Source organism: Kordia periserrulae (genome assembly GCF_003054265.1).
GTDB lineage: Bacteria > Bacteroidota > Bacteroidia > Flavobacteriales > Flavobacteriaceae > Kordia > Kordia periserrulae.
The window spans coordinates 34,051-51,640 of the sequence record NZ_QBKT01000004.1; the positions used below are offsets into that span (position 1 = coordinate 34,051).

The 17,590-nt window shown below is 36.7% G+C and carries 2 protein-coding genes; both read left to right on the forward strand.

The annotated features are described in order from the left end of the window. Positions 1 to 9,720 (forward strand): non-ribosomal peptide synthetase, encoded by a 9,720-nt coding sequence (locus C8N46_RS09245; protein ID WP_108114616.1) that lies wholly within the window; start codon positions 1 to 3, stop codon positions 9,718 to 9,720. 41 nt (positions 9,721 to 9,761) lie between these two features. Next, a complete protein-coding gene (locus C8N46_RS09250; RefSeq protein WP_108114617.1) occupies positions 9,762 to 17,588 on the forward strand; it encodes a non-ribosomal peptide synthetase/type I polyketide synthase in 7,827 nt (2,608 codons plus the stop codon). Positions 17,589 to 17,590: the final 2 nt, after the last annotated feature.

The window sequence follows — 17,590 nt, forward strand, 5'->3', positions numbered from 1 at the left end:
ATGAACAAAGAAATTTTCAAACTCTTACAAAGCTTAGACAAGCTCGGATGTCGTTTATACTTAGAAGCAGACAAACTCAAATTGGACGCTTCTAAAGGTTCATTGACCAATGAATTAAAACAGCAAATAGCAACTTACAAGGACGAATTGGTCACATTTCTTTCGGAAAAAGCTCAGATGTCTGAAGAAATTCCTGCGATTGCAAAAAGCGAATCGTATCCAGTTTCGTACGGGCAACGTAGATTGTGGATTTTAAGTCAATTTGAAGATGCATTGACAACCTACAACATTCCGCTTTCCTTTGATTTATATGGTTCCTATGATGTAAATGTGTTTACAAAAGCCATCAATGCGGTAGTGGACAGACACGAAATTTTGCGTACCACATTTAGAGCAAATGAAAATGGTGTTCCTGAGCAAATAGTACATTCGAGAGCTGACTTGGGAATTGAGCTTCAATATGAAGATTACAGAGGTGTAGAAGATGGAAATAAAAAGGCAAACAAACACATTAGAGAAGACTGGGAACAACCGTTTGACTTGGAAAATGGTCCGTTGGTGCGATTGAGTCTGTCGCAAATTACTGACGAGCATTTTATCTTTTATTACAACATGCATCACATCATTAGTGATGGTTGGTCCATGCAAGTATTGTCAAACGATATTTTAGCAGCATACAGAGCAATTAGTGATGCAGATGTGTTGGAAAAAGAACCGTTACGTATTCATTATAAAGACTTTACCGCATGGCAATTGCGCAATTTGGAAACTTCTGTATATCAATATCATAAATTGTATTGGCAAGAAAAATTAGGTGCTGAAATTCCAGTACTTAATTTTCATTCGAGCAAAAAAAGACCCAATCAAAAAACGTATAACGGTTTCAATCTCGGATTAGGGATTTCGAAAGAAATTACAAGCAATATCAAACAATTTACCAAAGCCAATGGTGGAAGTACGTTTATGGTATTACTCACAGCGTGGAATTGGTTGTGCAGTCGCTATACAGGCGAAAAAGATATCGTGACGGGAGTTCCTGTGGTAAACAGAGATCACCCAGATTTAGACGATCAAATTGGGTTTTACCTGAACAATTTAGTGTTGCGAAATGAAGTAGATGCGCAAGCTACGTTTGTAGAAAACTTCAAAACAGTTAAAGAAAATACGCTTGAAGCCTACAAGCATCAAGATTATCCTTTTGATGTTTTAGTGCAGGAAATGAACATCATGCGCGACCAAAGCAGAACGCCAATTTTTGACGTTTTAATTGATTATCATGGTGTTGCAAAAGAATCTTTATTAAAAGTGCCTGCGGGCGAAATAGACGTCATAGGAAAAACTTCGGCAAAATTTGACATTGAACTTCACTTTTACGAAGTAAATGATACGATTGAACTGCGTTTTATTTTCAACACAGACATCTACGAAGAAGCACTCATCAAGCAACTGATGACGCACTATTTAGTGGTTTTACAAAATATCAATTCGACCGAAAAACTCGGAACAGCAAATTTCCTTTCAGAAAGTGAAACTACAGCTATAGAAACGTTCTCAAAAGGTGCTTTGCGCGAATTGGAACACGAAAATATCATTACAGCTTTTCAGGCGAATTTGAAACAAAATAAAAATGCTGTCGCTGTGGTAAGTGATGGCGAAATGTTAACCTATCAACAACTGGAAGCACGTTCAAATCAAATAGCTGTTGGCTTGCGCGAAAATTATGGAGTTGTTTCAGGAGATACGGTCGGATTGCATTTTGATACCAATTCGTGGACGATTGCGGCTATTTTAGGAATCTTAAAAGCAGGCGCGACCTACGTATATGTTGATACAGAATTGCCAGAAGAACGCAAAAACTTCATCTTTTCAGATGCGGATTTAAAAGTACTCATTACAGACACCAATTACATTTTTGAACTCAGTGAATATGACGGAACACTCTTCTCAATTGATGTTGAGTTTGAAGATTCGTGGAGTACAGAAGCTATCAATCATATAAACGAATCGAGTAGCGCGTACATCATTTACACTTCGGGTTCTACAGGAACGCCTAAAGGTGTTCAAATCGGTCACACATCGTTGATGAATTATGTACAATGGGCAACGAACTACTATTCCAGCGAAGGCGAAATTCCGCTCAACTTCGGATTATACACAACTCTATCGTTTGACCTTACCGTAACCAGCGTATTCTTGCCATTGCTCTCAGGAAACACGCTTACACTATTGAAAGATGGAGAAGTTTCTTCGGTATTAAAAAATTACGTAGAAAGCGATATTGAATGTATCAAACTGACGCCAGCGCATATCAGCGTGTTAGGTGCTTTAGACATTCAAAATAGCAATATCAAAGTCGCCGTGGTTGGAGGAGATGCTTTGGGCGCACATCATGTGGAGATTTTACGAAACATCAATCCAAACATGAACATTTACAACGAATACGGTCCAACAGAAGCAACTGTAGGTTGTATGATGTATTTGGCAAAAACGGAAGAAAACGGAGCAGTATCTATCGGTAAACCAATTGACAATACTGAAATTTATATTGTAAATGAAGCCTTTGCATGGCAACCAATTCACACGAGTGGAGAAATTGTAATAGCAGGAAAAGGATTGGCAGAAGGCTATGTGAATCAAGCAGAATTAAACGCTGAAAAATTCATCACGCATGAAGGAAAACGTTTCTATCGCACAGGTGACAAAGGAAAATGGCTGGCAAATGGTGAATTGGCGTATGAAGGACGTTTTGACGATCAAATCAAAATCAAAGGTTTCCGAATTGAAATCGGGGAAATCACTTCGCATTTATTACAAAAAGAAAGCATTCAAGATGTTGCGATTGTTGTAGAAGAAAACGACGCAAACGAAAAAGAACTGATTGCTTACATCGTTTCTGAACAAGAAGAAACCGTAGTACAATTGCATGAATATTTGAAGCAATCGTTGCCAGAATATATGATTCCGACGTATTTTATACAGCTTCCAGAAATTCCATTAACAAGCAATGGAAAAGTGGACAAAAAAGCCTTGCCTTCGTCAAAAGAAGTCGGACTTTCCACAGGAGTGGAATATGTGGCACCAAGCAATGCTACTGAAGAAGCGATTATAGACATTTGGAAAGAAATTCTACAAAAAGAGCAAATTGGAGTTAACGATAATTATTTTGCATTGGGTGGCGATTCTATCAAAGCGATTAACATCATCATCAAAGTCAACAAAAAACTCAACACCAACATTACAGTATCGGACTTATACATCAATACGACGGTAAAAACCTTGAGCGATTTCATTCTGGCAGGAAATGCAGACGAAGAAATCAATGACTTTACTAAAGGTTATGAATACATCAAAGAAGTTCAAGAACGTGTTGAGGCTGAAAATCCTGAGCTTATTTCGGATGCGTATGATGTTATTTATCCGCTAGTTCCTGTAGAAGAAGGAATGATTTACTCTTCCTTACTACACGTAGAAGAGCCAATGTATTATGACAGATTCGTGTACATTGTAGATATTGAAGACATCGAAATGCTGAAAGAAGCGATGCAAAAAATGGTGCAACGACATACCATTTTGCGTACCAAATACTATATGGAAAGCTTTAGCGAACCTATCAAAGTAGTGTACAAAGACATTGACATTCCGATGGTTTTTGAAGATTACAGTAACAAATCGAAAGAAGAATTTATTGCGTACATGAATCAAATTCGAGAAGCTGACATGAAAAAGCGTCTTACGTTTGACGACGAATTCTTGTACGATTTCCGATTCATCAAATTGCAAGATTCAAAATACTGTATCATTTGGAATTTCCATCACGCATTGTTAGATGGTTGGAGTACGTCAGTATTCACGCAGGAATTGACGGTATTATTGTCTAAAAAAGACAACAAAGAATTACCAAACTTGCCGTATTCGTATGTAGACTATGCAGCTTCGGTATTTAGCAAAAAATCGTCAGAAGCAACGGAAGCATATTGGAAAAACTTATTAGAAGACTATACCAGAACAAAATTGCCGTTCAACTTTAAAGGTGTTAAAATCAGTGACGATCACGGAATGCGTATTGTAGAGCGTAGCGTTGGTGAAGAAACATTAAAAGCCTTAGAAGCCTTGACGACAGAATTGCAAGTATCGTTCAAAGCAGTGATTTTGGCAGCGCATGCGTATTTATTGCGTACCATTTGTTCGCAGGAAGACATCGTAACAGGAGTCGTTTCGCACGAACGTCCAGAGTTGGAAAACAGTGATTTAATCATGGGATGTTTTCTAAACACCGTTCCAACACGTGTGAATTTTAAAGATATTCACACCGTTGAAGACTTGATTTTACATGTGAATGACTATTTAATTCACTCCAAAAAACACGAAGTTCACATTAGTGAAATTGCGAGCATCATTGGTGAAAAGACAACCATGTCAAATCCGATATTTGATACGTTGTTAAACTATACACACTTCCACATCTATGAAAAAGTAGACTTTGATTCGACCATTACTTCGGCGGCATCTGACTTAGAATATGCTGTATTAGCGCCAGAAGAAATGACCAATACCTTGATGGATGTTGAACTGTCACGAAGAGCAGACGGATTGGTATTGCGTGTAAAATACATGCCAACGCACTTTACACATGACGATGCGGTTGATACCTTAGAAGTGTTTAAAAATATCTTGGTAAACCTTCCAAATAAAGGCGAATTGACTCCGAAAAATGTCATGACGGAAGAAGCATACAACGAACTTGTGTACGACTACAACGACACCATTGTAGAAGAAGACCAAGAAGTGACCATGCACAGTCTGTTTGAGGAGCAAGTTGCAAATACACCAAGCAATATTGCGTTGCGTCAAAATGGAGAAACCATGACATACGAAGCGTTGAATGAACGCGCAAATGTCATTGCACATGAATTATTAACCAAAGGAATTACACCAGCCACCAATGTAGGATTGTTGTGTACGCGTAGTTTTGACATGGTTGCGGGACTTATGGGAATCTTAAAAGCAGGCGGAAGCTATGTGCCGATTGACCCAAGCTATCCGATAGATCGTCAGCAATACATCGTTGAAAACTCAAAAGTACAATTGGTATTAACAAATCTAGAAGAAGTTTCTTCAGATGCTTTTGATTGTGAATTTGTACGATTAGAAGGTTTAGACTATACACAAAAGCTAGCAAATCCAGTAGTTGACATTGCAGGAAATCAATTGGCATACACCATTTACACTTCGGGTTCAACAGGAAGACCAAAAGGAGTAATGATTGAACATTACTCAGCCGTAAACCTAATTCGTTGGGTAAATGAGCGTTTTAACGTGAATCAAGATGACCGTTTATTATTCATCACTTCTGAGTGTTTTGATTTATCAGTGTACGATATGTTCGGAATGCTGGCAACTGGCGGAAGTATTGTTATTGCCACGAAAGATGAAGTACAAGATTTCAACAAATTAAAAACGCTCATGCGCGATGAAAAAATCACGTTTTGGGATTCGGTGCCAACAACGTTTAACTATCTGGTAGACGAATTACGCGAAGAAGGAGAAAATAGTATTCTTCCAGATTTACGTTTGGTATTTATGAGTGGCGATTGGATTCCGGTACAACTGCCAACCAAAGCCAAAGCATTCTTCCCAAATGCAGAAATCATCAGTTTAGGTGGAGCCACAGAAGGAACCGTTTGGTCCAACTACTATCCAATTGAAGAAGTAGGCGAGGACTGGAGCAGTATTCCGTATGGGAAACCAATGCGCAACAACTTCTTCTACATTTTAGATGACCAATTGCGTCCTGTACCAAAAGGAACGGTTGGTGAACTATTTATCGGAGGAATTGGAGTGGCAAGAGGATACGACAATGACGAAAAGAAAACCAATGCCGCGTTTATGAAAGATCCGTTCAATGATAAAATGGGCGGACGTATGTATAAAACAGGCGATTTAGGAAGATGGATGCGCAACGGAAACATGGAATTCATCGGAAGAAAGGACAATCAAGTAAAAATTAGAGGCTTCCGAGTAGAATTGGGCGAAATAGAAAGCATCTTATCCAAACATGAACAGTTAAAAGAAGCCATAGTACATGTCGTAAAAGACCAAAAAGGACAAAACTTATTGTGTGCGTATATCGTTCCAACGGCAGATTACGACTTACAAACCATCAAATCATACCTAAAAGAAAAATTACCAGAATACATGGTGCCAAGTTTCTTTATGGAATTGGAAGCGTTGCCACTAAACAGCAATGGTAAAATTGATAGAAAAGCACTTCCAGAGCCAACAATGGCACCAGAAGAAGCGAAAGAAATGGTATTGCCAAGCACCGCTATAGAAAAATCGATTGAAGAGGTTTGGAAAGGCATCTTGCACGTACCACAAATTAGCATACATGAAAACCTATTCGAATTGGGAGCGTATTCCTTATCGGTAGCGTCATTCGTAGCGCGTTTTCACAAGAAAATGAATTACAATATTAGTGTCGGACAAGTATTCCATCATCCAACTATTAAAGAATTGGCGACTTTGGTTTCTAGCTTGCAAATCAACGAATATGTAGACATAACACCAGCAGAAGTACAAGAAAGCTATCCGCTATCGGCAGCACAAAAAGGATTGTGGTTGTTAAGTCAATTCCAAGATGCGTCGTTGGCGTATAATGTGGGAATGTCTATCAACTTGCGCGAGCCAAATTTTGATGCTAACAAATTCGAAAATGCCATCACAGCATTGATTGAGCGTCATGAAATTCTACGAACTTTGTTTAGAGAAAACGAGCAAGGAGAAATCAGACAATGGATTATTCCAACAGAAGAGCTTGGTTTTAAATTTGGTTTTGAAGACATCAGAAGCGTTGAAAATCAGCAAAAAGCCATTCACGACTACATCAGTACAGACTTTGTAATTCACTATAATTTTGAAGAAGGGCCATTGTTGCGTATGCACATGTTCCGTACATCAGAAGACGAATATGTATTCTATTTCAACGTACATCATCTTATCATTGATGGTTGGTCATTGCACTTAGCGTTTGAGGAAATCATGGATTTCTATTATCGCGATGGCGTCAACATTCCACCATTAAAAATTCAGTATAAAGACTATGCAGTTTGGCAAACAAAACTGATTCAAGAAGGTGCGTTGGAAAACCATAAACAATACTGGTTACAACAATTAGAAGGACCATTACCAACACTAGAACTGCCAGTTCGTAAAGAACGTCCGAAACTTAAAACTTTTGTCGGTGAAACCTTAACTACGTATTTATCAGTTGATATCAGTAATAAAGTGCGCGACTATGTAAACAAAAACAACGGTTCTGCCTTTATGGGCTATTTGGCGTCGCTCAACGCGATGTTCTATCACTATACGGGACAAAAAGACATTGTTATTGGTAGTATTGTTTCAGGGAGAGAGCACACCGATATCGAAAATCAAATTGGTCTTTACGGAAACACCATTGTATTGCGAAATCAAGTAGATGAAACACAAACCTTCAATCAATTATTTGACCAAGTAAAGCAGACGACTTTAGATGCATTTTCGCATGAAACCTATCCGTTTGACTTATTGGTGGAAGATTTGGATTTAAAAGCAGACCCATCAAGAAGTTTGGCTTTTGATGTGATGTTCGTGGTGCAGAAGCGTAGAGATATGCTCGAAATTGAAGAAAAAGACACCACGATTTATGGAGACGAAATTGTAGCAGTTGGAAATAAAACTAGTAAATACGATTTATACATTGCTTTAAATGAAATGAGCGAGCAAGTAAACGTTAGAATCGAATACAATACCAACGTGTACGAACGTGAATTCATAGAAAAATTCATCAATGATTACAAAGCGCTACTTACAGAAGTATTCAACAATCCAGAAGAAATTATTGAAGATATCGATTACATTGCTGATACTGAAAAAGAGCGTATTTTAAACGAATTCAACGATACTGAAACAGTAGTAGCTGACAAAACGGTGATTGAATTGTTCCAAGAAACGGCAACTCAAAACAAAGAGGCAACAGCGTTGACTTTTGAAGGAACTAACATCAGTTATGCAACATTGGAAGCAAAAAGCAATCAATTTGCACAGTATTTACAACAAAAACACAGTATTACTTCGGGCGATTATGTAGCCATACATTTGGAGCGTAACGAACAGCTTCTCATAGCAATTTTAGGAACGCTCAAAACGGGCGCAACGTTTATTCCTATCGAAATCAACTATCCTGAAGCACAAAGAGATTTCATTCTAAACGATTCAAAAGCTAAAATTTGTGTCGATGCAATGGTAATTTCAGACTTTATTTCTCAGGTAAACACCTTGACTTCAGATGTCGTAGCAACAGTAATTCAACCAACGGATACAGCTTACGTCATTTATACGTCAGGAACTACAGGAAATCCAAAAGGCGTAATGATTTCGCATGAAGCGTTGAGCAATTATGTACAATATGCAGGAAAGACGTACATGAAAGAAGACATGTCTAAATTCTTATTATTCACGTCTATCTCTTTCGATTTAACCATTACAACGCTCTTTACACCATTGTGTCACGGCGGAAGTATTCACATCATGCCAACAAAAGAGCACGATTTACAAGTGATTGATATGGTAGAAACGAACGATTTTGACATTATTAAATTGACGCCAGCGCATGCTACGGCTTTGATTGATACCTTGCAATCCAAAGAAGGAAATTATACAGGAAAACCAAAAGGATTCATCATTGGAGGAGAAGCGTTAAAGAATGAAGTTGTCAACAGTATTTTCAATTATTTTGGTGATAGCGCTATCGTTTGGAACGAATACGGTCCAACAGAAGCTACCGTAGGATGTATTGTCAAAGAAGTAGCAAAAGACAGTAACGAACGATTTGTTGCTATCGGAAAACCAACGGACAATGTTCAGGCATACATTTTAGACGCAGCACAAAGAATAGTGCCAGTTGGTGTTGAAGGTGAGATTTATTTAGGAGGAAAACAATTGGCAAAAGGGTATTTGAACCAGCCAGCGTTGACCGCTGAAAAATTTGTTCCGAATCCATTCAACTTAGCAGAAACGTTATACAAAACGGGTGATAAAGCACGATGGTTGCCAGACGGAAACATGGTATATCTCAGACGAGAAGACAGTCAAGTAAAAATCAGAGGCTACCGAATTGAGTTGGAAGAGATTGAAAAAGTAATGCTATCATTCAAGACAATCAAACAAGCGATTCTTACAATTACAGAGTTTGAAGGCGAAGAGCATATTGCAGCCTATGTTATTGCAAATGAAGGTTTTGATAAAAAACAACTTCGCGACAGTATGAAAATTGTACTTCCATCCTATAAAATTCCAAGTTTTATCATTGAATTGGATAGCATTCCACTTACAATGAATGGTAAAATAGCGTACGGTAAACTTCCATCTGTTCAAGAAAAAGATGTACTAAAAGCAACCTATGTAGCTCCAGAAACGGAACTTGAAAAAGAATTGGCAGCTATTTGGGAAGATGTTTTAGGCGTTGAAAAAGTAGGACTTATTGACGATTTTATCGAGTTAGGAGGACATAGTTTAAAACTACTCAGACTGAAAAACCAATATCACAAACAGTTCAATCTATCCTTAAGCTTGGCGGAAATGTATGGTAAAAATACCATCCAAGAAACGGCGGAGTATATTGAATTCATTCAAAATCAAGATGCTATTGAATCGCTTGATCTTAATGAAATTGAACTGTAAACAAACAATAGTTACTACCAACCAAAACAAAAAAGACTCATATGATTTCATGGTTAAATAGATTGGCTAAACAAGGAATTTTCTTTAAGCTAAAAGATGGTGAGCTAAAAGTCTTGACCAAACAAAAAAATATTGATACAGCACTTCTAAAAGAAATTAAAAGTAAGAAGGAGCAAATTACAGCATACTTAGTGCAACAAAAATCTTTAGAAGAGAAAGAAGCGTACTCACCAATTCCTAAAGCTCCACAGCAAGAGAGTTATCCTCTTTCTAATGGGCAGAAGCGACTTTATATAGCATCACAATTAGAAGAAAAAAGTACGGCGTATAATATTCCTACAGATATCTTTTTAAGTACAGAATACGATGTAGCTATCTTAGAAAAATCAATCATTGAAGTTGTCAAAAGACATGAAAGTCTTCGTACCATATTTAAAAAGAACAATGAAGGAAAAGTAAGTCAGTGGATTGTTCCTTTTGAGCAGCTGACTTTTTCGGTAGATTATAAAGATTTTAGAAATTCAGAAGAGCCAGCAAAAGCTGTTCAAAAATTCTTGGAAGAATATAAAAAAGAGAGTTTTGACTTGGGTAAAGGTCCTTTATTTAGGTTCTCAATTATTAATTTTTCTGATGAAATGAATATTCTTCACTTTAATATACATCATATCATTAGTGATGAATGGTCGGAAGAAATTTTAAAAAGAGACATCTTAGAGTTTTATGAATCCTTTGTACATAACAGAACACCAAATCTTCCAGAATTAAAAATACAGTACAAAGATTTTACCCTGTGGAAAGAGGCTAACAAGGATACGGCTACGTATCAAAAAAGTAAAGATTTTTGGCTTCAGTATTTTAAAGGAGAAATACCAAAATTAGAGCTGCCGTTAAAAAATAAAAGACCTATTACAAGAACAAATGATGGCGAAAAGGTTATCACTTATATTTCACCAAAAATCACCAAAAATTGTAACACCTTTTTGAAAAAAGAAAAGGGAAGTCTTTTTGCGCTTTTATTTTCAGTAATGAAAATTACATTCAGCAAGTATATACAAGAAAAAGAATTAATCATTGGAACGGCTGTTTCTGGAAGAGAACACAGTGATTTGGAAAATCAGGTTGGTTTTTATGTAAATACACTTGCAATTAAAAGCAACATAGAATCTCAAGAAAGCTTTTTGGATTTTTTCAAAAGAACCTCAGAAAACATCAAACAAGTTTTTGCTCATCAAGATTATCCTTTTGACAGTCAAGTAGAAGATTTAAAACTAAACAGAGACTCTAGTAGAAATTTACTTTTTGATGTTTCTATAGTTTTTCACAATCATATCAAAGATTCACAAATACGTCAAGAAGACTTTGAATCTATTGAGTTTATAGGTAAAACCTTAGTAAAGCTTGATATTGAAATCGCATTTACAGAAGTCAATGATTATATTCGATTAGATATTTCTTACTATAACAAAATTTATAGTAAAACTACGATTGAGAAATTTATTCACCATTTCAAAAACACACTTCAGTTATTAATGGCAAAACCAAAAACATTAATTTCTGAAATAGATTACTTAACGAAAGAAGAAAAAACACAATTACTAAAAACCTTCAATGAAACGGAAGTCAACTACGGATTAGAAGAAACAGTTCTTGACATTTTAAAAACACAAGTAGAAGCCACTCCAAATGCTATTGCAGTAAGTTTGGGAGAGGAAAAGCTTTCATACGAGCAATTGGACATACTATCCAATCAATTTGCAAACTATCTCATTGCAAAAGGAATTGAAAAAGGAACACACATTCCTATTTCTATGGAACGCTCACTGCATACAATAATCGCCATCTTTGGGATTATAAAATCAGGAGGTGTATATATACCGATAGATCCAAATTATCCGCAACAACGAATTGATTTTATCTTAGAAGATATCAAAGCAACATATGTAGTAACACAATCGCACTTACTAGAAAAATTTGCCTCATATCAAGAAAACCTACAACTAATAGCTATTGATACGATATTTGAAGAAATTACGCAGTTGCAAACGGAAACTCCAAAAGTAACGGTTCAATCAGAAGATGCAATCTATATCATATACACATCTGGAACTACAGGAAAACCAAAAGGAGTCGTTTGTGGACACAAAGGTGTATTGAATTTAGCTCAGAATCAAATTGAAAAAATGGAGCTTACGGCAAACGATAAAACGTTACAGTTTGCGTCTGTATCGTTTGACGCCTTTGGTTTTGAACTTTATGCTACCTTACTCTCAGGCGGAGAATTGGTTATGGTAAGCGAAAGCACTATCAAATCAAAAGATGCCATTAGTACAATAATTGCAGACAAAAACATCACGGTTGCTACGTTGCCTCCATCGTATCAAGTTGTTCTCAACACATCACTAAATTCGCTTCGTGTCATTGTTTCTGCGGGTGAAGCATTAAACATTCCACAAACTAAAAAATTGCAAGCTGCAGGAGTAAAAGTCATCAACGGATACGGTCCTACAGAAAATAGTGTTTGTACAACAATGTCACTAAATCCTGTATATGACGAAACAAAAGCAACCATAGGAAAACCTTTAAACAATGTACAAGTCTACATTTTAAATGAAGCCTTAGAAATAGTGCCTGTAGGCGTTACGGGTGAGCTTTGTACAAGTGGCGCACAATTGGCAAAAGGATATTTGAATAGAGAAGCTCTAACGGCTGAAAAATTTATAGATCATCCATTTAAAAAAGGAGAAAAACTATACAAAACGGGCGATTTAGCTTGTTGGTTGCCCGATGGGAATTTAGAGTTTTTGGGTAGAAAAGACGATCAAGTCAAAATTAGAGGTTATCGTGTAGAATTAGAAGAAATAGAGGCTCAGTTTTTACAAATTAATACAGTAGATGAAGTAGCGGTTGTCGTAAAAACTTTTGGAAACAATCAAAAACAATTGTTGGCTTTTATCACGTCTCAAACGTTAACTGAAACAACTGCTGTAGAAGAAAAAGTTAAAGAAGTACTGCCAGAATATATGGTGCCGTCGCAAATTAGTATTGTTGAAAAAATGCCTTTAACAACCAATGGTAAAATTGACAAAAAAGCACTGTTAAAAACACTTGAAGCGACTACAAATACAAATTCAATTTCTCGAAACACCAACGTAGAAAATAAAATCTTAGAAATTTGGGGCAAACTACTACATCAAGAACCTTCTACGATTGATAAAAACACTGGATTCTTCCAATTAGGAGGAAACTCGTTACTGATTATGGAAATGCATCAGGAAATTAAAAAAGCATTCTCCACAGATATTCAAATAGCAAACCTATTTCAAAATGTTACTGTAGCCTCACAAGTAGCCTTACTAGAAAAAAACAATGAAGCAGACAATACAGAAATTGATGATTTCAAAGCTACTCGAACTAGAAACGAACAAAATTCAGATGTAGCAGTCATTGGAATGGCAATAAAAACGCCAGGAGCTGCGAATGTGAGTGAATTTTGGGATAATCTCAAAAATGGAGAAGAACCATTAACCTATTTCACAGACGAACAACTCTTAAAATTAGGTATTTCTCAGCAAACCTTAGAGAACGAAAACTATGTAAAAGCCGGATTCTTTATGGATGGGAAAGAAAACTTTGACGCAGCGTTCTTTGACTATTTGCCAGATGAAGCCAAACTTATGGATCCGCAAACACGCATGTTGCACGAATTGGTTTGGGAAGGATTGGAAGATGCAGGGTACGACCCGCATGTCTATGAAGGTGCCATAGGTCTGTATGCAGGATTGCGCGCTAATGTTAACTGGGAAATTTACAGCACACTCATCAATGAGAATCAAAATGTCAATTCGTTTACGGCAGCACAATTGCAAAGCAAGGAATTTGCTACAACGTTAATTGCTTACAAACTCAATCTTAAAGGAGGCGTGTACGTATTAAATACTGCGTGTTCTACTTCGTTGGTAGCAATTCACAGAGCTGTAGATAGCTTGTTATCTGGAGAAAATAACATAGCGCTTGCTGGAGGTGTTTCCATCAAAAAGAACTTTGACAGAGGATATTTCTATCAAGAAGGAATGATCAATTCCAAAGATGCACACAACAAAGCATTTGACAACGATTCTAATGGAACAGTAGAGTCAGAAGGTGCTGGAATTGTAGTATTAAAACGATTAGAAGACGCCAAAAGAGATGGCGATAACATACTAGCAGTTATAAAAGGAAGTGCTATCAACAACGACGGAAGTCGAAAAGTAGGATATACGGCCCCAAGTATTGACGGTCAAATTGAAGTGATACAAAAAGCACAACAAGTAGCACAAGTAGCACCAGAAACCATTAGTTACATAGAAGCACACGGAACAGCTACACGCTTAGGCGATACAGTAGAATTTGAAGCACTGAGCAAAGTATTTAAAAACTCCAACACCAAACACTGTGCTTTGGGAACTGTAAAAAGTAATTTGGGACACATGGATACAGCTGCTGGAGTTGGCGGATTCATAAAAACAGTATTGAGTTTACAGCACAAAAAATTAGTTCCATCGTTACATTTCAAAAAACCGAATACCAATCTAAATTATCACGAATCGCCATTTTATGTAAATACGGAATTCAAAGATTGGGAAGCACAAGATCAAAATTTGCTCAGAGCAGGTGTAAGTTCATTTGGAATAGGAGGAACCAATGCACATGTTATTGTAGAAGAATTTGTTACAGAAGAAAAAGAAGTCCCAACAAAAAAGAAGGAGCTAATTGTACTTTCTGCAAAAACACAAGATGCGCTACAAAGACAAAAAGAAAACTTACTAGAATTTGTCAGCAAAAATGAACAAACATCATTAGCCAACATCGCTTATACATTGCAAACAGCACGAAGAGCATTTCCGCAAAGAGCTGCACTAGTGGCAGACTCTATAAGTGACTTAAAAGACAAATTACAACAACCAAATCATGCTGCGTATGGTACTGTAAAAGACTCCACAAAAAGCATCGTCTTCATGTTTCCTGGGCAAGGATCGCAATATCTCAACATGGGAAGAGATTTATATGAAGTAGGCGGCGTTTTTACAAAAGTACTCGATAATTGCTTTACAATTGTGCAAGAGCAACACGGCATACATCTAAAACAACTACTATTTACAGAGGCGAATGATGCGAGTATCATCAATCAGACAAAAAATACACAACCATTACTTTTTTGTATAGAATATGCACTAGCAAAGCAATTACAGCACTTAGGGATTCACCCTGATCTTATGATTGGACACAGCATCGGTGAATATGTAGCTACTTGTGTCAGCGGAGTATTATCACTCAAAGACGCGTTAAGTTTGGTAGTAAAACGAGGCGAAATGATTCAGGCATTGCCGAAAGGAACGATGATCAGTATTGATTTAAGTGCAGAAGAAGTAGCTCCTTTCTTAAATCCGGCAATTGACATTGCGGCAATCAACACGCAAAACGGATGTGTGCTATCAGGAACTCATGAAAATATTGAACAGTTCAAAGCGCAGTTAGACGATTTTGAAGTAAACTACAAAGATTTACATACTTCACACGCATTTCACTCGCAAATGATGTTACCAATACAGGAAACATTCACGGAAGTCATTGCACAAATTGAACGAAACGCACCAAAAATTCCATACATATCTAACATCACAGGAAAAGAAATTACAGAAGCAAATGTCAAAGATGATGACTATTGGTTCAATCATATTCGTAAAACTGTTCGCTTTGCTGATGGACTAAAAACAATGTTTGCAGCTACACAAGACTTGATATGTATTGAAGTAGGACCAGGGAAGACATTGAGTAACTTTGTGCGTCAAAATCAGCCAGAAAAAGATGCTACAACTCAAACCGTAAACTTGTTAAGACATCCAAAAGAAGTCAAAAACGATGCGGAATATTTCTTAGAAAACATAGGGAAACTTTGGACAAAAGGGGCGAAAATTGACTGGAAACAAGTGCATGGAACAACACTTCCGAAGAAAATATCTTTACCAACCTATCCATTTGCCAAAATAAAATATCCTATCGGCGAAAACTTGCAAACAATGATTGCAGAACGAATGAAACTGTCCAATTCAGCAAGAGAAATAGACAGTTCAAAATGGTTCTATCAATCAACATGGCAATCGAATACCTTAGTTTCAACGGATAATTACAAAACGGCTGAAACCACACTTGTATTCATGGATATTTACGGATATGCAGACGCAGTGGTAAAAGGTTTTGAAGACAAAGAACACCTCATTCAAGTATTCAAAGGAACAGAATTTAAACAGCTTAGTGCCAAAGAGTTTATCGTAAATCCATACTACGAAAACGATTATCAAAAACTATTGGAAACGTTGGTAGCATTAAAAACGATTCCTTCAAATATCATTTCACTTTGGCAAATAGATGAAGGCGAAAGTAAAATTAGCAATCAAGACAGAAACTATGTAGACTATTACACGACTTTATATCTTACAAAAGCCGTTATACGTCACGTTGATACAAAAATTCGTCTTACCATAATTGCTAACAACACAAGCCAAATTATTGGTTATGAAACTGTTGAAGCTGAAAAAGCAATGCTCAAAAATGTACTATTGGTAACATCGCAAGAACAGCCAAATATTACAACTCAATGTATTGATATTCACTCATCAGAGGCTATGAAAGAAATAAGTGCTTCAATACTCAAAGAAATAAAAGCACAAACAAAAGAAATGTTTGTAGGCTACCGATTCAACAAACGTTGGATTCAAACCTATGAAAACATTTCACTGCAAAAACCTGAGAAAAAAGCACTAAACATTCGTGAAAATGGTATCTATCTCATTACTGGAGGATTAGGTTCGCTTGGAAGTGTTTATGCGGAATATTTACTAAGCAACTATCAAGTTTCATTGGTGCTAATTGGAAGATCAGCACTCGCTGAAAACGCAGAAAAACAACGTCAACTTAAAAAACTAACGGCGCTAGGAAAGGTTACGTATACACAAGCCGATGTGTGCAATGAAGAAGAATTTACAAACCTAATTTCAGAATTAGAAGCTACACTGGGTCCAATAAACGGAATCATCAACTCGGTAGGAAATGTTTCCAACGATGCTATAAAACCAGTTCACTTAATTGATGAAGAAACCAGTCAAAAACATTTTAAACCTAAAATAATAGGAACCAATGTATTAACCAAGGTGTTCAAATCTCATGAATTGGACTTTTGTATACTAACATCGTCTCTTTCTGCAATTGTGGGAGGAAAGCAAACAGCAGCGTATGCAGCATCCAACACATATTTAGATGAAATATCAAAAGCGCAAGTGTTGAAAAATACAGTAAGTATCAATTATGATGGACTCAACTTTAATGATGAAACATTTGCGTATGGATTAAATCAACAAGAAGCGATTACTGTTTTAGAATATGCTTTAGCAAATACATCACTATCTCAAATAATAGTGTCAACGGGAGATGTAAAAGAACGTTTAAAAAATAGTCTTGAAAAAACGCAACAAGACACTGCAAATGCGGAAACAAACGAAACACAACAACTAGAAATAAACAGAACCAATCTATCATCAATATATACAGCACCGACAACCGAAACCGAAACGGCATTGGTTGAACTATTTACCAGTTTCTTTGGGGCAAAAGGTATCGGAATTTATGATGATTTCTTTGAACTCGGAGGCGATTCGCTCAAAGCAATGTCATTATCAAACTCCATTCACAAAACATTTGATGTAGAATTAGGACTCAAAGATTTTTTCGAAAAACCCAACATTCAAGCATTGGCACAAGAAATAGAATTGCTTCAAGAAGAAAAGAAAAAACAAGAAGTAGTTAGCAATACCAAATACGAAGACATCATATAAAT

Excerpts from the sequence above, each read along its gene's own strand:
- C8N46_RS09245 (WP_108114616.1), top strand. The coding sequence starts at position 1 with ATGAACAAAGAAATTTTCAAACTCTTACAAAGCTTAGACAAGCTCGGA.
- C8N46_RS09250 (WP_108114617.1), top strand. The coding sequence starts at position 9,762 with ATGATTTCATGGTTAAATAGATTGGCTAAACAAGGAATTTTCTTTAAG.